Origin of the sequence: Leptospira sanjuanensis (genome assembly GCF_022267325.1) — a bacterium.
Classification (GTDB): Bacteria; Spirochaetota; Leptospiria; order Leptospirales; family Leptospiraceae; genus Leptospira; species Leptospira sanjuanensis.
This window is the reverse complement of the sequence record NZ_JAIZBG010000001.1, coordinates 3,377,312-3,399,119: the sequence shown is the minus strand read 5'-3', so window position 1 is coordinate 3,399,119 and position 21,808 is coordinate 3,377,312. Positions and strand designations below refer to the sequence as shown.

At 46.9% G+C, this 21,808-nt stretch carries 21 protein-coding genes and 1 pseudogene; 9 read left to right on the top strand and 13 right to left on the bottom strand.

Annotated features, from left to right (window positions below):
- Nucleotides 1-5: 5 nt before the first annotated feature.
- Nucleotides 6-416, top strand: a complete 411-nt coding sequence (locus tag LFX25_RS15435; RefSeq protein WP_238731001.1) for a VOC family protein — start codon at nt 6-8, stop codon at nt 414-416.
- A 64-nt stretch (nt 417-480) separates the two neighbouring features.
- Here LFX25_RS15435 and LFX25_RS15430 read toward each other — a convergent pair whose 3' ends face one another.
- Genes LFX25_RS15430 through LFX25_RS15415 form a run of 4 tightly spaced genes read right to left on the bottom strand, consistent with a single transcriptional unit; the run spans nt 481 to nt 7,311 of the window.
- Entirely contained in the window at nt 481-789 is a 309-nt protein-coding gene (locus LFX25_RS15430) for an LA_3781 family PerA/PerB upregulated protein (protein WP_238731000.1), read from the bottom strand.
- A 7-nt stretch (nt 790-796) separates the two neighbouring features.
- Nucleotides 797-1,177: a Bor family protein gene (locus LFX25_RS15425; protein WP_238730999.1), complete on the bottom strand. Its 381-nt coding sequence runs from the start codon at nt 1,175-1,177 to the stop codon at nt 797-799.
- Nucleotides 1,152-1,631 (bottom strand): LIC_10463 family lipoprotein, encoded by a 480-nt coding sequence (locus LFX25_RS15420; RefSeq protein WP_238730998.1) that lies wholly within the window; start codon nt 1,629-1,631, stop codon nt 1,152-1,154. Before LFX25_RS15420 ends, LFX25_RS15425 begins: the two co-directional genes overlap by 26 nt.
- Before the next feature lies 1 nt (nt 1,632).
- Nucleotides 1,633-7,311 (bottom strand): beta strand repeat-containing protein, encoded by a 5,679-nt coding sequence (locus LFX25_RS15415; protein ID WP_238731624.1) that lies wholly within the window; start codon nt 7,309-7,311, stop codon nt 1,633-1,635.
- A 471-nt stretch (nt 7,312-7,782) separates the two neighbouring features.
- Here LFX25_RS15415 and ygiD point away from each other — a divergent pair, with 471 nt between their 5' ends.
- Nucleotides 7,783-8,553, top strand: coding sequence for a 4,5-DOPA-extradiol-dioxygenase (ygiD, locus tag LFX25_RS15410; RefSeq protein WP_238730997.1), 771 nt, complete (start codon nt 7,783-7,785; stop codon nt 8,551-8,553).
- A 4-nt stretch (nt 8,554-8,557) separates the two neighbouring features.
- On the opposite strand, the gene LFX25_RS15405 is transcribed toward ygiD, so the two are convergent.
- The 4 genes and pseudogenes from LFX25_RS15405 to LFX25_RS15390 all read right to left on the bottom strand — a co-directional run bounded on the left by LFX25_RS15405 (nt 8,558) and on the right by LFX25_RS15390 (nt 12,406).
- Complete coding sequence (locus LFX25_RS15405; RefSeq protein WP_238730996.1) at nt 8,558-10,069, bottom strand: HTTM domain-containing protein; 1,512 nt, start codon at nt 10,067-10,069, stop codon at nt 8,558-8,560.
- Nucleotides 9,993-11,009 (bottom strand): DNA-processing protein DprA, encoded by a 1,017-nt coding sequence (dprA, locus tag LFX25_RS15400; protein WP_238730995.1) that lies wholly within the window; start codon nt 11,007-11,009, stop codon nt 9,993-9,995. The genes LFX25_RS15405 and dprA overlap by 77 nt, the downstream gene beginning before the upstream one ends.
- Nucleotides 11,006-11,875 (bottom strand): annotated as a pseudogene (locus LFX25_RS15395) (tetratricopeptide repeat protein); the annotation flags it as partial. The pseudogene LFX25_RS15395 and the gene dprA, both read right to left, overlap by 4 nt.
- A 183-nt stretch (nt 11,876-12,058) precedes the next feature.
- On the bottom strand, nt 12,059-12,406 hold the full coding sequence (locus LFX25_RS15390) for a DoxX family protein (protein ID WP_238730993.1): 348 nt from the start codon (nt 12,404-12,406) through the stop codon (nt 12,059-12,061).
- Nucleotides 12,407-12,547: 141 nt separating this feature from the next.
- Here LFX25_RS15390 and LFX25_RS15385 point away from each other — a divergent pair, with 141 nt between their 5' ends.
- The 3 genes from LFX25_RS15385 (at nt 12,548) to LFX25_RS15375 (ending at nt 15,187) form a co-directional block, all read left to right on the top strand.
- Nucleotides 12,548-12,994, top strand: coding sequence for a GNAT family N-acetyltransferase (locus LFX25_RS15385; protein WP_238730992.1), 447 nt, complete (start codon nt 12,548-12,550; stop codon nt 12,992-12,994).
- 327 nt (nt 12,995-13,321) lie between these two features.
- Entirely contained in the window at nt 13,322-14,359 is a 1,038-nt protein-coding gene (locus tag LFX25_RS15380; protein WP_238730991.1) for a cadherin-like beta sandwich domain-containing protein, read from the top strand.
- 81 nt (nt 14,360-14,440) lie between these two features.
- Nucleotides 14,441-15,187 (top strand): LIC_13076 family protein, encoded by a 747-nt coding sequence (locus LFX25_RS15375; protein ID WP_238730990.1) that lies wholly within the window; start codon nt 14,441-14,443, stop codon nt 15,185-15,187.
- 76 nt (nt 15,188-15,263) lie between these two features.
- On the opposite strand, the gene ispF is transcribed toward LFX25_RS15375, so the two are convergent.
- The 4 genes from ispF to LFX25_RS15355 form a co-directional block, all read right to left on the bottom strand.
- Complete coding sequence (gene ispF / locus LFX25_RS15370; RefSeq protein ID WP_238730989.1) at nt 15,264-15,749, bottom strand: 2-C-methyl-D-erythritol 2,4-cyclodiphosphate synthase; 486 nt, start codon at nt 15,747-15,749, stop codon at nt 15,264-15,266.
- Nucleotides 15,750-15,870: 121 nt separating this feature from the next.
- On the bottom strand, nt 15,871-16,764 hold the full coding sequence (locus LFX25_RS15365) for a hypothetical protein (RefSeq protein ID WP_238730988.1): 894 nt from the start codon (nt 16,762-16,764) through the stop codon (nt 15,871-15,873).
- A 128-nt stretch (nt 16,765-16,892) separates the two neighbouring features.
- On the bottom strand, nt 16,893-17,867 hold the full coding sequence (gene nadA, locus LFX25_RS15360; RefSeq protein ID WP_135573879.1) for a quinolinate synthase NadA: 975 nt from the start codon (nt 17,865-17,867) through the stop codon (nt 16,893-16,895).
- Nucleotides 17,864-18,379 carry a hypothetical protein gene (locus LFX25_RS15355; RefSeq protein WP_238730987.1) on the bottom strand — a complete coding sequence of 172 codons (516 nt, stop codon included), beginning with the start codon at nt 18,377-18,379 and terminating at the stop codon, nt 17,864-17,866. Before LFX25_RS15355 ends, nadA begins: the two co-directional genes overlap by 4 nt.
- Before the next feature lie 172 nt (nt 18,380-18,551).
- On the opposite strand from LFX25_RS15355, the gene LFX25_RS15350 reads away from it, so the two are divergent.
- The 4 genes from LFX25_RS15350 (at nt 18,552) to LFX25_RS15335 (ending at nt 20,470) form a co-directional block, all read left to right on the top strand.
- Nucleotides 18,552-19,619 (top strand): lipoprotein LipL41, encoded by a 1,068-nt coding sequence (locus tag LFX25_RS15350; protein WP_238730986.1) that lies wholly within the window; start codon nt 18,552-18,554, stop codon nt 19,617-19,619.
- On the top strand, nt 19,597-19,980 hold the full coding sequence (gene lep, locus LFX25_RS15345; RefSeq protein WP_238730985.1) for a LipL41-expression chaperone Lep: 384 nt from the start codon (nt 19,597-19,599) through the stop codon (nt 19,978-19,980). Before LFX25_RS15350 ends, lep begins: the two co-directional genes overlap by 23 nt.
- Before the next feature lie 65 nt (nt 19,981-20,045).
- Nucleotides 20,046-20,276 carry a hypothetical protein gene (locus tag LFX25_RS15340; RefSeq protein WP_319937424.1) on the top strand — a complete coding sequence of 77 codons (231 nt, stop codon included), beginning with the start codon at nt 20,046-20,048 and terminating at the stop codon, nt 20,274-20,276.
- Complete coding sequence (locus LFX25_RS15335; RefSeq protein ID WP_238730983.1) at nt 20,273-20,470, top strand: DUF2283 domain-containing protein; 198 nt, start codon at nt 20,273-20,275, stop codon at nt 20,468-20,470. The genes LFX25_RS15340 and LFX25_RS15335 overlap by 4 nt, the downstream gene beginning before the upstream one ends.
- Before the next feature lie 109 nt (nt 20,471-20,579).
- On the opposite strand, the gene ftsZ is transcribed toward LFX25_RS15335, so the two are convergent.
- Nucleotides 20,580-21,791, bottom strand: coding sequence for a cell division protein FtsZ (gene ftsZ / locus LFX25_RS15330; RefSeq protein WP_238730982.1), 1,212 nt, complete (start codon nt 21,789-21,791; stop codon nt 20,580-20,582).
- Nucleotides 21,792-21,808 lie beyond the last annotated feature (17 nt).

Below are 21,808 nucleotides of genomic sequence, written 5' to 3'. Positions count from 1 at the left end.
GCCCCATGCAACCCAGAATCAACATCATCACCTTAGGCGTAAAAAACTTCGATCAAGCGGTTCGCTTCTACGAGGAAGGACTCGGTTTTCCTAAAATGAAGTTCGAAGGAAATATCGCCTTCTTTACGTTAAACGGAACCTGGTTCGCTTTGTATCCGCTCGAAGCTCTCGCCGAGGACGTCGGAGTTCCCGCAAAAGGAAACGGTTTTCGGGGATTTACGCTCGCTTACAACGGACATTCCAAAGAGGAAGTCAACGAAGTGATCGGAAAGGCGGAAAAGGCGGGAGCAAAAATTGTTAAGCGACCACAGGACGTTTTCTGGGGCGGATATTCGAGTTACTTCGAGGATCCCGAAGGATATTATTGGGAAGTCGCTTGGAATCCTGCCTTTTATCCGGGACCGAAAGAAGTCTAAACGGTACTTTCACAGATTCGAAATCCTTCGACGACGCCGGAGGATTTCCTGTTTTAACTCCGCCTTACTTTTTACAAAACACCTGCACTGTCCTTCGTGTGTAAATTCCGCCGATCGTCCAGTGAATCACGTTATCCCAAAAGTTTCTTTGGATGAGAATCCGCGGTTTTCCTTCCTGGCATTTCACCTCGGGAGTATCGAAAGATTCGATCAAGCCCACGGCGTAGCCGCCTTGTTTATAGGTCTGATCCGCTTTGGTTTCGTCCGGAAATGAGGCCGCTCCGGGAGAATTATAGATTTGTAATGTGGTATTGTGACATCCCGTCGCCGTTCCGATCGTAATCGTCAACAGTATGGTTTTTAAAATTCTCATATACTTCTCAGTTGTAGCAGATCAGATCCAAAGTCCTCGGTGAATAGATTCCGAGCGTAAGCTGTTCGTAGAGCGCGTCGAAAAAAGTCGAATACTGATGCGCTTCCTTCACTCCGTTCGTACAATAGTCGGCCGCGTTTATCGGATAGTTTTTCGGGCTCATTCCCCAGAAATAAAAGGACTGAGGAATCACGTGCATCTGCGAAGGTTCCGCGTTCAATCGTTCCCTGTCTTCCAGCGCGGCCTTACACTGCCTCTGCGTGGACGGATTTAAACAGGATTTAGGCGGGTCCTGCGGAAATCGGACGCGCGCGTGCTGGCAGGCGACGAAGATTCCCATGAATAAAAACGCGATCGCCGCTTTAACGATCGGATGTTGAGTCGACATCTATATAACCCTTTCCGAATATTCCCGCAAATAGATTGAAATCGGATTCTTTTTTGTTTGTGCCCCGGAAAACGGTCAGTCGATACTTTCCTTTTTCCAGGGATTGGATTTCGATTTTGCAGGAGAACGTGTTTCCTGAATTCGTGTTTGCACAGGAAGTCTTTGAGTCGAAGGGAAATTCTTTTTTGATCAATTCGAGTTTTAGATCGGAGCTTACGGAATCGATTTGAAAGATTCCTCGCATATTCTCCGATTGTTTGAGGATAAATTCGTAATTTTGAACGTTGTTTCCCGATTCCATTCTTCCGTGAACGAAGGATTGGAGCCGGATCATTTCGTTCCGATCGTTTTTCGTAAACGTGAGTCGTTCCGAATTTCCTTCTTCTCCGAAGAGAACGAAACCGATTAGAATCAGCACGGTAACGATCAGTGATAAGGTTTGTCGATGTCGCATATCAATTATTCTGTTGTCTGTAAACTCGTACCGGTTGATTGTTCTTTCCGACGCTGACGTAGATGTAGTTTACACCCGCGTCCGATCCGGCAATGGCCGAGTAAATTTGACGATTGGTCGCGTCTCCTAAGCCGCTTCCGCCGACTTGTTCCCAAACATTCGACGCGCTTCCCGGATTTGCGATATTGGTTCTCCAAATTTGGATTCCGCTTTCGTTGTCAAAGCCGACGTAGAGATACGATCCGTTTGCGACCGCCATCGTCATACTATGGTTGGAAACGTTTCCGAAATTCGTAAAACCGCTTCCGTCGTCCCCGACCACGGACCAATCACCCGCATCGCACAAAGTCGAGTTTCCGCTCAGACTCGGATCGCATTTCCAAAGCTGCGGTCTTCGATTCGTATAGGATCCGTTCGTGCAACCTGCGGTCGTTTGAACCGATCCACGTAAACCGGAGTTGTCCTGAGGAGTCACGCAGATCGTTCTTGTGACGTACATTCTTCCGTTAAACTCGGCGAACTGAGAAAACGCCTTATCGCCCGGAACCATATCGTAGTATTTCGTAAGTTCGAGAGAGAACCAATTGTTGTTCGATCCGTTATGCCACTTTGCGTCGCTTCTCGGAGCGGCATCGACCCAACCCGGACAACTGTCGGTCCCGTCGCAAGGAGTCGGATTTCCGCTCGTGGAACGTATTATACTTCCATTATGTAAGGAATTTGGAAAGCCTCCGTTTGCGGCGTAGATTCTTCCGTTAAAAACGAAGAGCGAATCGATTCCGACGTAGTAAGCCCAGTTGATCGAGGAGTTGTTCCCTTCCTGAGAACCGCCTCCGAAGTAAGGCATTCTATCGATTCTAAAACGATCTCCGCGCGAACCGTCGTTTGCGTTGCAGTTAGAGCCGACCGTACATCGAGAAGAGTCCGCGGCATTGAAAGTGATTTTTCCGAAGTCCGGAGAATTAGAACCTTGATTTCGCTTAGCAAAACCGGCGTAGATCCGATCGTTCAAAACGGTGATCGACGAAGTTCCCGCAGTAACCGTTCCGGTGATCGTTCCCATATCGATGTATTTGAAGTCCAAGCCAGAATCGGTATCGGAAGAATAGTAGAGATAATTAAAGTTCTCCGCGGATCGGGAGCCCGCCATCAGGATGTGAGCCGTTCCACCGAGTGAACCGGTTGCGAATACTCCCCGGCCGTCTTCGTTATCCGGACCGCAGCCGTTCGCCTGATTCGCGTTATTGAGAGTGCAGCCCGTATGACCGATCGTCACGTATGGAGGAACTCCGATTCCTCCGTCCCTCGTTGAAGCGCTGTTAGACGATACGTTCGAAGTTCCGGAAGAGGAAGTCGTATCCTTGGTAAAGGAGAACGATACCGACTCCGGAGAAGTTCCGTCGTAATTAAAACGAACCGCTTGGTTTCCGTTCGTGTTCGGCCCGATATAAATCCGATTGTTGTATCCCGTGAGATAACCGAAGGAAGAATCGTCGGCAAACGGATTGGTCGCAACGGGGCCGTCCGTGAAGTTTACGGGAGAACTTCCGCAACCGATAAAGCTCGTTCTATCCTTCGGAGAAGATTGTAAATTCTCCGTATCGGATGAATTACGAATCGATCCCCAAGACGTGTTGTCGAATCCGTCTCCGTCCAAGTTGTTCGCGGCGATGATCGTATATTGACCGCCGGACTGAGACAAGGAATGCGTAATACAAACTTTGGAGGAATCCGCGGCAGCTCCGCCGCAAACGCTTCCGTCCAAAATTTTCGCGCTCGTGATGTTTCCTAAAGAGGAAACTCCCGTAAATTTATACCGAAGTGCGCACTGTGTTTGATTGGAACATTCCGCGGACTTAGCGACATCGGCTCCCGCGAACAACGGTTTGGAGAAGGACACGATCACTCTTCCCACCGTGTTGCAGACCGCGCCGGAGATTTTGAGTTGTTCCTGTCCCGTAAAATCGGCGTTATTCGGACAACCCAAAAGATTCGGAGCGAAGGAAAGATCGTGGACACCTGCTTTGTTTACGACAAGCGTATATGTTTTTCCGGAAAGCTGCGAAGTCGAAAGCGTAATCGTAAACGTGTTTCCGCTTCCGCTGATGCTGCTCGGCGCAAAATCTGCCGTTTGAGAATTTCCGGTAAAGTCCGTATTGTCCGAACAATTTCCGGTAAAGGAAGAACCGTTTACGATCTTATAGTTGGATAAGCTCAATGCTTCCGTGTTGTTTACGGATTCTGAATATACTACTCGGATCGTAGTCGGAGACAAGGAAACGGCGGATGTGATCGTAGGAGGTGTCGTGTCGATCGCATTCACGGTAAGAATCGTATTCCCCGAAACGGAATTGTAAGTCGCTGAAACGGTAGGGCTTCCCGCGGAAATTCCGGTAGCCAATCCTTGCGTTCCCGACGCGTTGCTTACGGTTGCCATCGACGTATTCGAACTAGCCCAGGTTGCGGTAGAAGTTAAGTCCGTAGTAGTTCCGTCCGAAAAGGTTCCCACCGCGGAGAATTGTCGAGTCGCGGTCGCGTTGATGGACGGATTGGTCGGCGACACGGCGATCGAAGAAAGAATGGCCGCGCTTACTGTGAAGTTTGTACTGCCCGTGATCGAACCGGAAGTGGCCGAGATCGTGCTGGTTCCGGTTTGAATCGCGGTCGCTCTTCCCACCGTGCCGACGGCGTTTGAGATCGTGGACGAAGTCGTGTTCGTGCTCGACCAAGTTACGGAAGAAGTCAAATCCTGCGTGGATGCGTCCGTATAAACTCCGAGCGCGTTGAATTGTTGTGTAAGACCTTTGGCAAGACTTCCGTTTACCGGAGAAAGTTGAAGAGAGACTAACGTTGCCAGTGTGACTCCGAAAGATACTGTATTGCTGTTCCTAGAATTATAAACCGCGTAAACATCGGATGAACCAGTGGTCAATGCGGTCGCCAAACCCGCCGAACCGATTGCGTTGCTGATGGACGCCACGCTCGTATCGGAAGAAACCCAAGTCGCAAGAGAAGTCAGATCCTGACTTGTGCTGTCCGTGAAAATACCGGTCGCGGTAAATTGTTGCGTAAGACCTTTCGCCTTGGAGGGAGAAGGCGGACTGACCACGATGCCGACTAATTCCGCGTCGGTGACGGTCATCGCAGCGGAGGCGCTCTGGATCGAATTGTAGATCGCTCGAATATTCGAATTTCCTAAAGTAGAAGCGAGCGCTAAACCTTCGGAGCCGGCCGCGTTCCCTATGATCACCTTGGAAGAATCGGAAGAAATCCAAGTGGCAAGCGCGGTCAGGTCTTGGGTGGAATTGTCCGAATAAATACCGGTCGCGGCAAATTGTATCGTAAGACCTTTGGCGACGGAAGCGATGCTTGGGGTAACTTGAATCGAAGTCAGCACGGCGGCGGTCACATTTAAGCCGGTGCTACCGGAAATAGAGCCGAGGGTCGCGGTCATATTCACGCTTCCCGCTCCGAGCGCGGTTGCAATACCTTGCGATCCTAACGCGTTGCTCACGATCGCTCTTGAGGAATTGGAAGAAGACCAAGAAACAAGATTCGTAAGATCTTCGGTCGAGTTATCGGTATACGTTCCCGTCGCGTTCAGTTGTCCCGTTAATCCTTTTGCAAGGGAAGAATTGCTCGGTGTAACGGCGATGGAGACGAGTTCCGCGGCCGATACAGTGAATGAAACGGAAGGACTGGTCACGGAACCGAGAGCCGCAGAGATATCGCTCGAACCGGAAACAAGAGCGTTTGTAAAACCTTTATTGCCCGCGACGTTGGAGATTTGCGCGATCACCGTATCGGACGAAGACCAAGTCACTTGCTCGGTTAAGTCCTGCGTAGAGTTGTCCGTAAAAATTCCGGTGGCTGAAAAATTCTCCGTAAGTCCTTTGGCTTTCGAGGAAGAGGCCGGTGTGATTCCGATCGAAACGAGTTCGGCGGCTGTTACGGATAACGTAGACGAAGAACTGGTCACGGTTCCTAAACTAGCGGTGATATTGGCGGAACCGATCGAATTCCCGAATGCGTATCCTTCGCTTCCCGTCGCGTTTGAAATCGTTGAAACCGTCGGATCGGAAGAAGCCCAAGTTACGGAAGTCGTGATATCCGCATTGGTAAGATCCGAATAGATCCCCGTGGCGAAAAAGGATCGGGTTAATCCTTTCGCCAAAGAAGGATTATTCGGGCTGACTTGAATCGAAGTAAGAATTGCGGAAGTAACCGTAAACGAAGTGTTCCCTGAAATCCCGTCAAACGCAGCCGTGATCACCGAACTCCCCGTAAACAAAGTCTGCGCAAGGCCTTCCGAACCGGAAACGTTAGACACGTTTACCGCTCCCGAGGACGAGGTCCAAGTCACTTGCTCGGTTAAGTCCTGCGCGGAGTTGTCCGTAAAGATTCCCGTTGCCGTAAATTGCTGCGTAAGTCCTTTCGCTTTGGAAGAAAACGCCGGAGTAACCGCAATGGAAACGAGGGTCGCTTGTGTTACCGTAAAATCGGTAAAACCTTCGATTCCTCCGATGGTTGCGGTGACGGAAACGGTTCCCTGGTTGAGCGTCGAAGCCAAGCCGTTGTTTCCGAATACATTCGAAATCGTTAATACGTTCGTATCGGAAGAAGTCCAGGAGACCTGATCGGTAATGTCTATACTCGTATTGTCGGAAAGGATTCCGGTTGCGGTAAAATGCTGCGTCAATCCCTTCGCACGGGAAGAATTCACCGGAGATACCGAAATTCCAACGAGCGTCGCGGATGTCACCGTGAGTCCGGTGGAGCCGATCACGGCGCCAATGGAAGCAAAGACGGTTGTGGAACCTGTATTCGAACTTTCTAATAAACCGTTCGACTGAACGGATGCGATGCTCGTGTCCAAAACGGTCCAAGTCACGGAAGCGGAAACGTCCTGTGTGGAATTGTCCGAAAAAACTCCGGTCGCAGTCAGCTGCTGATTGGCGCCTAAAGGAAGGCTTGGATTGGCCGGAGTGACTTGAATGGAAGATAAAATCGCCGGGCTTATGTTCACGGATGCGAAACCTTGCCTGGAACCCCAAACGGCCTGAACATTCGCAGTGCCGACATTGCGACCCGTAACCGAACCGGAAGCGTTGACGCTTAATAAAGAAGAATTGCTCGTAGACCAAACGAGCAAAGGATCCGTGGAAAGATCTTGATTGGAACCGTCCGAAAAGATTCCGATCGCGGAAAATGAACGACTCGTACCTTTCGGAAGAGAACCGGAGTCGGAGCTTGACACTTGAATTGAATTTAAAACGGCGGACGTAACCGTGATCTTAAGCTTCGCGCTCGAACTTTGGTATTCCGCCTGTAGAGTCGTTTCACCGGCGGAAATTCCGCGAACGGCATTTCCCTGCACCGCCGCGATGGATTCGGAAGCCGAAACGATCGTAGAAGAACTCGTAACGTCCTTGTTCGTTCCGTTATCGAAGATCGCCGTGACGTGAAGAGTGGTGTTTGTTCCTTTAGCGATGGAAGCATTTTCGGAACTCAACTCGATGCGAGTCAGGACCGGATCGGAAGAACCTCCGGGAAGAAAGAACAACGGAGAACTTCCTTTTTTGCCGGCCGCTAAACCTACGGCGCCGGTGAGCATCGGCCAAGCCATACAACGTTGAAAAAAAACCGAAAGAAAAATAAGAACGAAAAATTTAAACTTCATCAAAGGGGCTTGGCGTATCTTGTTTGTTGTCTTTTTCGACGTTTGCATTCGTGTAAATCCGGCAATCGGTTTATTTTTTTAGCTTTAAGGGATTAGTTTGAAAACGATAAGAGACTAAGTGTTTGTCCCGGCAAAGTAAAGAACGCAAATTTGCTTCAAAATGCCATAACTTTGAATTAGAGTCCATTGTGCGCCTCCGTTTTGAATCGCTTTCGGATCTATGTCCCGAAGCAATGACCGAATAACGGACCGATTCTCCTAAGGATAACGCAAAAATTGAATATTCAAAAAAAATAATATATTCGGTTTCTGCGAACGCCGGAAAAGCCCGTAAATTAAATCTCGGATTTTAAAAGGCGAACATGAGAGCCGCGGAAAAAAATTTCAAAGCCGGGATCAAGGTCGGGAAGTTATGGAGAATTTTGACAAAAGTACGTTTCTTTTTAGGATGGGTTATGTCTAAGTAAAAGAATGAATCCCGTAGTATTTTTCGGTCACGGTTCCCCGATGAACCTCGTAATCCGGTCTGACTTCACTCGAAATCTGGAAGAATTCGGTTCCACTCTTAAGGATGTGAAAAACGTTCTCGTCGTATCCGCGCATTGGAAAACTAGGGGAACGTATGTGACTGTTTCCGATCCGCCCGAACAAATTTACGACTTTTACGGATTCCCTCAAGAGTTGTACGAGGTAAAATACCGTCCTTCCGGATCGCCAAAACTTGCACAACGAGTAAAGAATCTTCTGAAGAGCGTAGACGTGCAGACAACGACCGAATGGGGGATCGATCACGGAAGTTGGGGAGTTCTTTATTTTCTTTTTCAAAGGGCAAATCTTCCCGTGGTTCAACTGAGCATCGACGCGAATCTGAGCCCGGAACAACAATACGAGATCGGACGCGAGCTGCAGCCTCTTCGGGAAGAAGGAACCTTGATCTTGGGAAGCGGAAACATCGTGCACAATCTCAGAGCCGCCGACTTCCACAACATGAACGCGGTGCCGTCCGATTGGGCGATCGAGTTCGACGAGTTTGTACGTCAGTCATTGGAATCCAGAAACGACAAGGCGATCCTCGAGTTTCAAAAGAAGGGCGAGATCGCGAAGTTATCCGCGCCGAGCACGGAACATTTAGAGCCGATCTTTTACGTGTTGGGAGCGATGAAACCTGAGGAAAAAGTGAGGTTCATACATCACAGTTTTCAGAATCGATCCGTATCGATGCGATCCTTCACTTCGGTTTAAAAAATCATTCTTCGTCGCCCGAAAGAATCCATTCTTTGTTCGCAAGAGAATTGGAAACCTTCATCAGATCCCGATCGGGATCGATGAGGATCTGGCTTTTTCTTCCGTTTAACGAAACCATAACGTCCGCATAAACCGAAACGTCCTGACCGGTTCTTTCCTTTTCCGTCTTACCGATCCAGTGCGCAAATTGAAGAATTAAATCCGGCTGATAACTCATCATCAACCTTTGAATTTCGTTGAGATGCGATTCCGGGAGAATCACGTTCGTTTCCCCGGTTTGCTGATTTACGACCCGAAAGGAGGCGATCCCGTTTTTTTGAACGAGCATGATCTGCCAGGAAAAACGAAATCCCTGTTCCGTCCAAAGATGATTTCCAGGATATAAAAAATGCCGTAGAGGAAACGCGCATTGAAAGAACACGTAAAAAATCCAAAAGTATCGCAGCGACCGATCGGATAAAAGAATCCCGAATTTGCCGCGGATCGTTTTCGCTTTCGCAAAAAGAAAGGACTCGGAAGCGTTCGACTTGGATTCTAAAAGCGTAAGAAAGGATTCGATGAAAGCGAAAAACGATTTTCTAAAGTGAATCGGAAAACGAGTCCATAAGAAATGCAGAATGTTCTCCCGATCGGGAAGCATCCGTTTCGACTTGAGAAATTGGAACAGATCCACGGGCCACTTGGGCGAAAAAAACAAAGTCGCGTTTAAAACCATCACCCAAGGGAACATTCCGATCGGAAACAACTTCCAAGTCAAAAAATGGAATATTAAGACTAATGAATATCCGAAGGCTCTCGTTCTTTTGTTCAACAGAAGAAACGGAACGCTCAGGTCGAAGATCAATCCGGCGTAACTGAAAAAATATCCGGTGGCAGGCATGGAAAGCGTAGGTCCGAAAATCGGAATATCCGAATTCCGCAAAAGCCAAATCCGGACGGGTTGCGCGTCGAACAACCAATCGGGGACGAGTTTTCCGATTCCTCCGAAAAAATAAACGACTCCGACTTGAAATCGGAGGATATGAAGATTCCATGCGGGAATCGGATCGATCTCTTGAATCGTGCGACTTTTGAATATTCTAAAAATATGAAATACGTTCAGCGCCTTATCCGCCGGAATCCAGATCAAAAGAAACAAAAGAAGACAGATCAGATAATAATGATTCAGGTAAACGGCGACTTCCAGAAGATTGACGTAGGAGAAAATCAGAAAGAAACAAAGTACCGAGACGCGGTAAAAGATTCCCAACGAGATAAAAACCGCGAAAAAGAGAAGCGAAACGAAAAGGGGGTATAAAATCCATGCCGGAAGAACCCCGATCCACGAAAGACCGTAGAATTTAAAATGAAACGCCGGATCCAAAAAATACCGGGAGATCCATCCGTTTGAAAAATAACGAAATGCTAATATAAAAAGAAGGGCGCCGAGGATGATTCTATAAAACCCCAGGGACCAAGCCGGGACCGGTTTCAAATCCCGGGAGAAGAGGTTGGAAAAAAGTTTTTCTCGCATAATAACCGGAACCGATCGGTTTCCACTCGCCAGAAAAGCGCTTCTTTGAAAGTTCTGCAAGCATTCCCGGGATTTTCGATTGAGAATCGGGTAAAAGATCGTTGATATGAAAGACTTCGCGCATCCCCAAGGAGATGATTTGCAGATCGAGACGTTCGGCTCCGTCTTCGATCAAAATTTCTCCGCCTTGATTCTGAGATTGGAGCGGATCGGAAAACACGAAGATCCTCCGGTTTTGTTCGAGGGCATTGTGCGCGGAGGAAATCGCTCCCGATTTCTGCGGAGCTTCCACGATAAACACGTCGACGCAAAGACCGGTCACGATTCGGTTTCGTTTTGGAAACGAATATTTCATCGTTTTATGACCCGGAGGATATTCGGTGAGAAGCAAGGATCGATCGGATGACTTCATTCTTTGATAAAGCTTTTTGTTTTCAAAAGGATATTCTGTTTCCGGTCCGGTTCCCATAACCCCAATGACGTCTAACGTATTGTCTAAGGAAGCGTGCATGACCGCGGCGTCGATTCCTTTGGCAAGTCCGGATACGACTCCCGAAAAACCTTGTCGCTTTAAATGAGAGGGAAACAACTCGCAAGCATATACGGAAATCGGAGAAGGATTTCTCGTTCCGACAACCGCGGCGAAGTTTCCCTGCAAAACGTCCAAGTTTCCTTTGTAAAACAAAAGCAAAGGAGGATCGTAAATTTCCTTTAAAAGTGCAGGATATTGCGGATCAAAGATCGTAAGGACGGAAAAACCGGTTCGTTCCAAGGCGCGCGGAATCGTTTCCGAAGCGGCAAACGCTCGATCCAAAACCGTTGCGGGAAGAAGCCGTTCCAGATACGGAATCGATTCTTCCCAGGAATTCATAATTTCGAATATTCTATTTTTATGACAAACTCTTGCAACGGCGGAATCCGAAAGGACGAACGGGTTCATTCTTCCTTGGACGCGCTTTCGATTTTTTTCAGGTTTTGCAGAACGTTCTGATACGAGTCGTTCTTTTCGAGGCCGCCCCGAACAAGACCCGCGTCGTTCAGTTCTTCGATCGTCTTTTTGACCTTGAGATATTCTTCCTTGGAATCCTCGACCTTTCCGAGTCTGTAAAGAAAGTTCGCCTTCGCAAAACGCGCGGGGACGTTTCTATATTCTTTTTTTATAATATCATCGATGATGCGCAGCGCCCTGTCCTGGTCGTGAAAGCCAGCGGAAACGCCTTCCCAAGAGGAATCCGGCATGGAAGAATCGAAGTAGATCAACGCGAGCTGATACGGGAACCGCGAATCCCGCGGATCTTGGATTGCGAGGTGCGTAAACAAATCGATCGCGATCTGTCTTCGAGTCGTTTCCCAGCCCCTATCCCTCGAAGCGTTCGCGTATGCGAGCGCGGTTTCGAAAAGAAGTTGTTGATCGACCGGTTTTAACAATAGCGCTTTTTCGAAATACGGAATCGCGGGCTCGAAAAAATGAAGTTCGGCTCCGACGATCTCTACCTTCTTCCCTTCGTTGTTTTCTTTGAGCGCGCGGTTGTAGAATTTCACGCCCATATCGTAGTCGCCGATCTTCATATAACCCTGCGCGATCTTCCAACTCAAGGCTCCCGCCGATCGTGTCTTCTGCGCCATCGAGGAAATTTTCTTTTCCAGTTCAATGATCTCGGCTTCTTCCATCGCGAGCCTTTCCTTCCACGCTTCCAAGTCTTCGACCGTGGGAGGTCGATCGCCTCGGTTTTGAAATCCGAAATTTTTGGATCGTTCGCAGGAGACGAACCCGAACACAAACAAACAAAGTAGGGTAAGAATGCGGAGAATTTTCTGAATCATAAAACTTCCTCGAAACGAATACAAAGTCCTAATGAGAATATCGGTTGAACGAAAAATTCTCATCTTCTTAAATGATGCGGTTTCGGAAATCGAATCTGCGGTTTGAATTTTAGGGAAAAAAGGAAGAAAAGCGGAGCCGAAACTCCGCTTTGATGAAGAAAAAAATCAATCTTTGGTCGAGCCTGCGATCAAAAGAGCGGCTCCTAAAAGCGAAACGTCCTTCAAAAGAGAAACCGTGGACGCTTGATTGCCTGCGGCCGCACCGGGAAGATGCACCAATACCACGAAAATTCCCAAAAGCACCGCGAGAAGAATCGTCGCGAGATGCGTTTTGATTCCGGTGATGATGGAAACGGAAGCGGCAATCAATGCCAAACCGGTGATGTAAACCCAGATGATCGGAAATGGAATGTAAGAAGGAACGATTCCGGACATCGCCGGACCGGAGATAAAATGGAACAATCCGAAAATCGCGAAAGGGACCGCATAAACGATTTTACCTATTTTTTTCATAGAGACTCCTTGATTCAGTTCTTTCGGCGGGAATTTTTTTTTCGAAATTCCGGTTCCTCCGAAAGGTAAGTGTTGAATCCTGATTGAATATTGGACTTCTGCAACTAGAATTTGACTTAAAAACGAGAACGGTTTTCCGAAGTGGAAGCGAGAATTCTGAATAAAACGGATCTGGATTGGCTCAATGTCCTGGAAGTCGAGTGTTTTGGAAGCGGCGCTTGGACAACGGAAATGTTATATTCTCATCTTGACGAAGCGTCCGCGATCGGAGCGACTGATCTCTGTTATATTCTTTACAAACTCTCCGGCGAAGAGATCGAAATCTATCGTGTCGCCGTTGATCCTCGTCATCGAAAGAAGGGAATCGCGAAAAAACTTTTGGAATATCTTTTAAATTCCGAACGGGAAAAGAGTTTTTTCCTGGAAGTGAGTTCCCTCAATCTTCCCGCGATCGGTTTGTATGAAGCCTGCGGCTTTCAAAGAATCCACGTGCGAAAACGTTATTACGAAGACGGTTCCGATGCGTTGATCTACAAAAAAGCCCCTCCGGATGTTTCCGAAATCTTCAACTTCGAAGTGCCGGATTAGAAACCGAATCCGCGTTCCGACGCCGATCGGCGATCACTAAAACGAGGGATTTCCACCTTCTTTTGCTTTATTCAAAAATTCTAAATAATCGGTTCTTGTCGCATTAACGGAAGAATCGGAAATTTTTTTCGTCAAGCGTCCGTTAGAACCCCTTTTTTAGCTGAAAGTTATTTCCGATCGGTATACACTTGCACCTATTGGAAAATTATAAGAACCTGTCCCGAAGAAAACGCAATGACACCGCTCTCTATGAATCGCGGAGTCCGGGACGGAAACTTGCCGCTTAATCTTTCTGATAAAATATAGTATGCTTGGATACGCTGTAAAATGAAAAGAATCGCGTGTACAGTTTTTCTTTTGCTATCTTGTTCCTTCTTTACGAATTGTTTTTTAAATCCTCTTTCTCAGGCGGTTTCCGAAACGTTCTTTCCCACAAAGGAAGAATGTAAGAATTGCGATCAGCAGAGAGCGATCGCGTTGGCCGCGGTGTTTCAACCCCGTGCGAACGGAATTCAAGCTTTCGGTTTCGACTTATCTGCTTCGTTTCCGTTGTTTTGTATTTCGGGAAAATGCGCAGGAGGGATTACGGAGAATCAGCCGAATTCCGCCGTTACCGTGGCGGTCCCGAACGCAACTAACGTAAGTTCCTTAAAGGCGACTTTTTTGATTCCCGAAAATTCCAAATTGGAGGTCGGAGGCGTTCAACAGGTTTCGGGAACCACGTCGCTGGATTTTTCGAATCCGGTGATTTATAAATTCACGGATGAAAACGGAAATTCTCAGAATTATACCGTAACCGTTGTGCGTGCGTCCGCCGGAGATAAAGTCAACGGCACGGTCGTTCTTTCGTCACTGATTTGGACGAAATGTTCTTACGGCCAGGTCTGGAGACCGGGTTTTAACGATTGTCAAGGAAAGGGAAGCGAGGCCGACAACTACGGAGCGAATCTCGATGTCGCATTTTGTGGTACGGATGACGGTTCTTGTGATCCTTATGGTATGTCCGAATTTCAAAACGCATGTTACGACATGCAGACTACGTTAGCGCCTCCCGAACTCGTTTCTCTTCCGTTCGTGATGCGATCCCCTACTTTCGACAATTTGAATACGTTGATTTCCTGCTCCTCTTTTTCGCAAGGGTCTTCTTGCGGCACCTCCGATCAGTGTCCGGGTAACACGGGTTCGACGATCAATACGACCTTATTTCCTCAGACCGTAAACGGATACTACTGGACATTTTCTCCAGGAGGTTGTACTTCCGCGACGATGCAAGTCATTCAATTCGGCGGTGCGAGCAACACGACCACGCATACGAAGAGCAGCAAGGGAAAAGCGATTCGATGTGTGTATAATCTCGCTTCTTAATCGAAGCGTACGGTCTTATGATAACTCCTCCGCTTACGGAGAAACGAAAAAGTTCTATTGAATTCCGAGGTCGATTCTTTCATGAAAAATAAAATTCACGTTCTTCTTTTCATCCTGTTTTGCGTGTTTCTATTCGATTGCAAAATCGATCAGCGCATCAGTTCCGATAAAACTCACAGAACCGTTCTCGCTTCCGAGGACGCGGCGAGTTGCAAGGTCGCCGCGGCGCAACCTCTCTACGCGTTCTTGTTCGGTTTGGTTCCCGTGTTTCGAAATCCGGAACCGATTCCCGCGCCCGGACAAACGTTACGCGTCACCGAGATCACCAATTGGAAAGACTATGCGGTAACCGCGATCGGAGGATGGGCGATCACGTTGGTCCGTAGAACCAGAACGATCGAGTTCTGCGAAGAGAATTTATTCGCGAACAACTGGAATCCCGAAAAGGTTTCGATCGATCAAACCCTTTATCAAATGGCGGTGACCGGAAAAGCAGTCGTTCATCTGAGATCGGGAGATCCTTTGATTCAGGTGAAAATTCTCGGGTTCGACGATGCTTCCATCGAAGTCGAAACCATGGTTCCCGATCCTAAGGGAGGTTTTACCGATCGCGCGTATTTACGCGACGGAACAACCATCGACGGAAAACAGATCGGACAGGACGACAAGGAAGTGACGATCGAAAATCTGGAAGGTAAAAAAATCACGATCCAAAAGTCCACCCTTCATAAGATCGATATGCGCGTTCCGAAAACCATAAAAGAAAAGAAGAATATTCCAAAAACGGAAATCGCCCGGATCGCGTTCGAAGATTCGGCGAAGAAGTAACGGACCGTGCTCCGGTGATTTTCGGTTGTAATGGGCCGGATGAGTTCGATCGCAAACGGATTGCGATCGAAGGATATTAGGTTTTTTTTCCCAAAAGGATCGTGCAGAACGTCCCGATTCCTTCCTGTCTTCCCAAGGCACCCATCTTTTCGGTCGTGGTCGCTTTCACGGAAACACAATCCGCGGAAAGATCCAGAAGGCTACTTAAGGATTTCGTAATTCTTTCCTTGAGAGGAGCGATTTTCGGCCGTTCTCCGATCACGGTGCAATCCACGTTGACGAGCGCGAAATTTCTTTCCTTCATCAATTCCAGACATTTGAAAAGAATGATCTTGCTGTCCATATTCTTGAGTTTTTGATCCGTATCGGGAAAGTATTGTCCGATGTCGCCTAATGCAAGCGCCCCCAGGATCGCGTCCGAAAGCGCATGAAGAATGATGTCCGCGTCCGAATGACCCACGAGCGCAAATTCGGATTCGCACTCGATCCCGCCGAGCATGAGAGGACGTCCCGGATTGATCTCTAATTTATGAAAGTCGATTCCGTTTCCGATTCTATACATGCGATTTCCGTCCGTTCTCGTTTCAAGAACTCCGAGTTCTCTGTCATTTACAAGCTGAATTTATCCACACATTTTGATTCCCGATTATATACGATTTGAGTTTCGATTCGTTTCGGGTTTTTCAAGGACGTGTTTCATAATAGAAATATTGATTTCTTAATTCTCGAACCTTTTGGATCGTAGAATCGTAATTATTTTGATTTACATCCTCGTCCGAAGATTTCGCTTTCAAGAAACATTCTTCCGCGCTTTTGAAATCTCCGATCGATACGAAATGGTAGCCGAGAAGATTTTGAACCGATTCGGAACTCCGATCGGTGCCGACTTTCTTTTTGGCTTTGTCTAAAAAGAATTTTACCCTTCCCGGATTTCGCGTATGATCTAAAAGATCGGAACAGGCTCGGACCAGCAATGCGTTTATGGATTTGTCCGGGTCATAACAGAAAAATTCTCCGATCGTAAGCGAATCCTCCGAGGGAAAAAAATCCTTTTTCCAGTTTATTATGAAATTCTTAAGTTCTTTCGGATTTGCGGAGGATGGCGGCTGCGAAACGAATCGTTTTCCGCCCGCATCCCTGCGGATCAATTCGATGAAAACGCCGATTTCTGCGAGTTCGCTTTCGTCGCTTTTCGATTCTTTACGATCCAAGGTAACTTTCATCAGAATTTTTTCGGTTTCGATTCGTCGCTTTTTGTCTGAATCCCTTCCGGCGTTTCGTTGTTTTTGTTTTGAACGCGCCGTATTCCGGACTTCGATAAAGCGAAAGTAAGATTCTTTTTCGAACGCTTCTAAGATCGATTCTTTGATTTTCTTTTTCTGTTCGGATGAAAATCCGACGAGTTTATCTAAGTCGATTCGAATCGCTATTCTTTGAACATCTTTGCTGAAACGTCTCAATTCCATCGCCTTTTCGTTGTTCGGATAATTCGCGAAAAGGATTTCGCTATTGTCCGGAGTCGCCGACAAAGACGCTAAAATATTATAAAAAAAGAATATTGTAACGAAAAGGAACATGAACGCCGATGATTTCCGTTTTTCGGATTCTTCCGAATCCAGATCGATGGTTTTCGTTCGAGTGAAAGGCGACACATTCGGTCCAAACGCAAATTTCGATTAACGACCGATAAACGATTTTTTCTTGATCACTTTTTAAAAGAAAGATCCAACATTCTTTGCACGGACATTCTTCCCTTTTCGATCACTTCCGGGTCGAGATGAATCTCGTACTGATCGTATAAAAGCGCGTCCCTGATTTTTTCGAGCGTGATCCGTTTCATGTGAGGGCAAACCTGACAAGTGGAAACGAAATGTCTGTCCGGAAACTCGGAACGAAGATTGTCTCCCATCGAACATTCGGTGATCAGGAAGATGTTCTTCGCTCCGGACTTCTTAATAAATTCGCTCATCTGCGAAGTGGAACCGGAATAATCCGAATGATCGACGACTTCCGTTTTACATTCGGGATGCGAAATCACCGTAACGCCGGGAAATTGTCTTCTCGTAAGTTCGATATCTTCCGCGGAATACATCTCGTGAACCATACAGCTTCCGGGATGAGTGATGATTTTTTTCTTGGTAAGATTTTGAACGTTCGCCGCAAGATAACGATCGGGTAAAAAAATCACTGTATCGCTTTCCAAAGATTCCACGACTTGCAACGCATTCGCGGAAGTGCAGCAAATATCCGTTTCCGCTTTCACGTCTGCGGTGCAGTTGACGTAGGTAACGACCGGAACTCCGGGATATTTTTGTTTTAGGTCGATGACGTCTTGTCTCGTGATGCTTTCGGCGAGAGAACAACCCGCTTTGAGATCCGCGATGAGAACCTTCTTTTGCGGAGACATAAGCTTTGCGGTTTCCGCCATGAAGTGAACTCCGTTGAAAAGAATGATATCGGCGTCGGTATCGGCCGCGACCTTGCTTAAATAAAGAGAATCGCCCGTAATATCGGATACGCCGTGAAAGACGTCCGGAGTCATATAATTGTGACCGAGAAGAACCGCATTCTTCTCCTTTTTCAATCTTTGAATTTCTTGGATGAGAGGAAGTTTCGCTTCCACCTCATGTTCCATATAGGTGCTCTTCAGAGCTTTTGTTACTTCGTCGAGGGTTTTCATGGGTAAGGCCAATAGGTCGTAGTAGTCGAAATTCCTTTTAACTTCGGATAGGAAGAATCAATCCCCGTGTTACAATTAGACTGGCACTGCCTCCAAAGATTCCCGCTATTTGAGGAACCGGAACGTTTTGCGGTGACGTAATCCGCCTCGGTTTCAAAGGAACAGGGAGAGCCCGAGGAATAACTCAAAAAGAACGTGGAATTGCACTTGCTCCAGCAGCGGAGAAGTTCCTCTAAAATTTCTCTTTTCTGCAGACTCGCAGGCTGAATTCCGTTTTGGAACCGATCCAATTCATTACTCGAGCATTTCTCGCTGATCGTAACGGGGGATTTCAAACAAAGATTTTCCTGAGAATAATAGTCCACGCAAACCGGGTTGGAACCCGAAGCGAGAAGCCAGCTCAGAAGTTGTTGATTCCGACTGTTATCTTCTTTTTTGGAAGCGATACAACCCATTGTGAATCCGACCCAAACTAGAATCCAAACGGCTTGTTTGTGCGAAGCAAAATCCATTCCGTTTCAATTTCTTTCGCGAGAAGTCTCGATACAATCAAAAAAAAACGAGGCAGGGAATGAACGAAATGTAAATCTGAACCTTCAATTCTAAAATATATTGACACGATTCTTTTCGAGTTTTAAATGAGCCCTTATCCCCAAAATCAAACAGGATTGGTGTTACTTTACCATGAGAAAATTATCTTCTCTAATTGCTGTGCTAGTTCTCCTTATGTTCTTAGGAAATTGCGCAGATACAGTCGATGTAGAATATCCGGTATTCCCGAAAGATAAAGAAGGCCGCGCTCTTCAAAAATTCCTCGGTACGATTCGTAACGTAGGTTTGGCGGTTGAGCCTCCTAAAAAAAGTCTTTGGGAAGCGATCTTCGGAGAAGGATCCAGCTTCATCGACCAAATGCCTTCTAAAGTATTCGAGGCATTCGACAAAGAATCCTATTACAAGCTTACGGACCTTAGCAAACGCGCCGACATCTTGAACGAAGCGACTCTTTCCCTTACTGGAATCACTAAGTCTAAAGCGAAGATCGGAAACCTGATCGGAGCGGAAGCGATTCTTTACATCGGTTATCAAAAGCCTTACACCGAGTGCGGTAGCGAAAACAAAATCGACGCAGTTGCGGCCGGTTTGAAAGTTGCAGGTTTCGCAGCTTCTATGGCGACCGGTAGAGAAGTGAACACAGGAAACGATCCTGTTTCTAAACCGACAGGCGTTCGTTACATGCTGATTCCTCTCGATGCTACTTTGATTAAAGTTGATACCGGCGAAGTGAAGAAAGCGGTCGTTTCTAACCCTGCGAAAATCTTCAACAGCGTTGGAAACTTAGCATGTCCTTCCGTTCTCGATTCTTTCGGACAAGGTCTGGACGAAGCGGCTGCTTACATTAAGAGCAGACTTTCTCCTTTAGTTAAAACCGAGAAGATCGAAATTTTCGTAAAAGACGAAGATGAAGAAGTGAAAGAACTTCTGACTGAAGGTTACGAAGAAATCCAAGGTGAGACTCCAAGCTTCAAAAAAGCAAAAGAAGCGTGGGAAAAAGCCGATAAAAAAGCGAAAGGTCAGTCTTGGGGAGCGAAAGCAAACCTCGGAACTTACTACTTCTCAACCGGTGATTTTGAAAAGGCAATCAAACTCTACGAAGAAGCTATGAAGATCAACGGAGCTAAAAAAAGCTACCTGAGAGAACTTAGAAAAAGAGTAGAAGCTACTTACGCTGTTGACGAAAGCAACGCGAAATAAGCCGATCCTTTTGAATTGGTTCAATTTCCGGAAAAGCGGGCGTAAGTCCGCTTTTCTTATTTCAATATCCGTCCTATCTTTTCTGTTTCTCGCCGATTGCAGAAAAACTCCCAAAGAAGAAGAATGTGTGCAGAATCAAATGCACAACGTAAAACTGATCGCGCAGGCATCGGAGGATGAAATTCCTTCGGGTATGCAGCAACTTATGTTAAAACAAATTCTTCAGCCGGACATGTCTCGTGCGATCGTCTTGCGTTGTATGTCCGAAAAAACTTTGAAGCAGGTTCAATGCGAGCTGGAAAAGGAAAAGTTTTCCGATCTCAAAGAATGCAAGAAATTCGGAAAGGAAGAAGTTCAATAACCGAAATTTCCTTCGTCTTTTTCAAATTTTGAAATGAAATAGTTCTTAGAAAATGTTATAGAATTATGAAATGCACTCGTTGTTTCGAAAACGAAGTTCTAAGAAAACGCTTGGAACTTCGTTTGGAATGGATTGAAGAAACGATCTTAAATCCTCTTGAAAAAAAAGTGCAAGACGACGGAAGAATCCGGCATTGGAAATGGATCGAGGAAGCCGAAAAATATCTGAGAGTAATAACACTTGAGGACGGCGAAACGATTCACAATACCTTTTTCGACAGAGGGTTTAAAGAATGAAAATCACTCACTATCCAGAAACCGATTCCATATATATCGATTTATCCAATCGTCCTTCCGTTGAAACGAGAGAGATTAATTCCGACTTAAACGTTGATCTGGATGAAAATGGAAAGCCCGTTGGAATCGATATTCACGGACATGCTTCCAAGTATGTCGATATCACTACGATACTTTTTGAGATCGCAAAATAGGATGCAAAGTTACTAATAAAGAAAAATTGAATCTCATTTAGCTGCTCGTTTGGCTCGAAATCGATTCGGTCAAAATCGTAATTCAAAGAAGTAAATACTTAAAAAACGATCAAGGTCCGGAACTGTTTCTTCTTAAATACGCCGGAATATCGTAGTCTTCCGCTTTTGGAGAAGAAGTGTTCGAAGAACGGTATCGCAACGAACCCGGATTCCGATTGGATTCTCCGAGATCGTCTTGAAAATAATCCTTCTTTTCCGGAGCCGCGTTATCCGTCATACCCACGGCCTTTTTCTGAAAGCCGTAATTCTCCTGAACGCGCGTGGCAAGATCCTGATTTTGAATCAGTTTTCCGGAAGAAGAGCGTTTGTTGAATCCGGTCGCGATCACGGTCACGCGGATTTTGTTCGAAAGATTTTCGTCTTCGTGAAGGCCGATGATGATGTTTGCGTTCGGATCGACTTGAGAAGTGATGATTCCGGAAACCTCGTTCCAATCCGAGATCGTAAGATCCTTTCCGCCGGAAACATTGATGAGAAGCGAAGAAGCTCCCGCAATCGAAGTGGAGTCTAACAGCGAATTGTTGATCGCGAATTCCACCGCTTCCTTTACCTTTCCCTCTCCGCTTCCTTCGCCCACGCCCATCACCGCGTCGCCCGTGTCGCGCATGATCGCCTTGACGTCCGCAAAGTCCACGTTGATGAGTCCGGGATTGTTGATGATGTCGCTGATCCCCCGTACCGCGTTCAAAAGAATATCGTCGATGACTTGAAACGCAAGGTCGATCGGCGTATTTTTATCCACGACGCGGAAAATGGAATCGTTATTGATAAGAATCAAAGTGTCCACGTGTGAACGAAGTTGTTCGATTCCTTTGCGGGCAAGTTCCATTCTTCTTCTACCTTCAAACGAGAAGGGAAGAGTGACGACGCCTACGACGAGACATTTCATTTCTTTCGCGATCTTTGCGATCACGGGTGCGGCTCCGGTTCCGGTTCCGCCTCCCATTCCCGCGGTGACAAAAACCATATCCGCTCCGCGAACCGCGGACTGGATTCTTTCCTTATCCTCTTCCGCGGCTTTATAACCCAATTCGGGATCGCCGCCCGCGCCCATTCCTCGTGTCGCTTTGGTTCCCAGGATGATTTTGTTTTCCACAGGAGAACGAAGAAGCACTTGTTCGTCCGTATTGAGAATCGCGAACTCCACTCCTTTCAAAGTGGAATTGGACATTCTCGTGACAGCGTTCATACCGCCGCCGCCCACTCCGAATACCTTGATGACTGCCGGGCTTGTTTTTGATTCTTCTTCGAAACGGATCATATTCAATTTTCCTTATA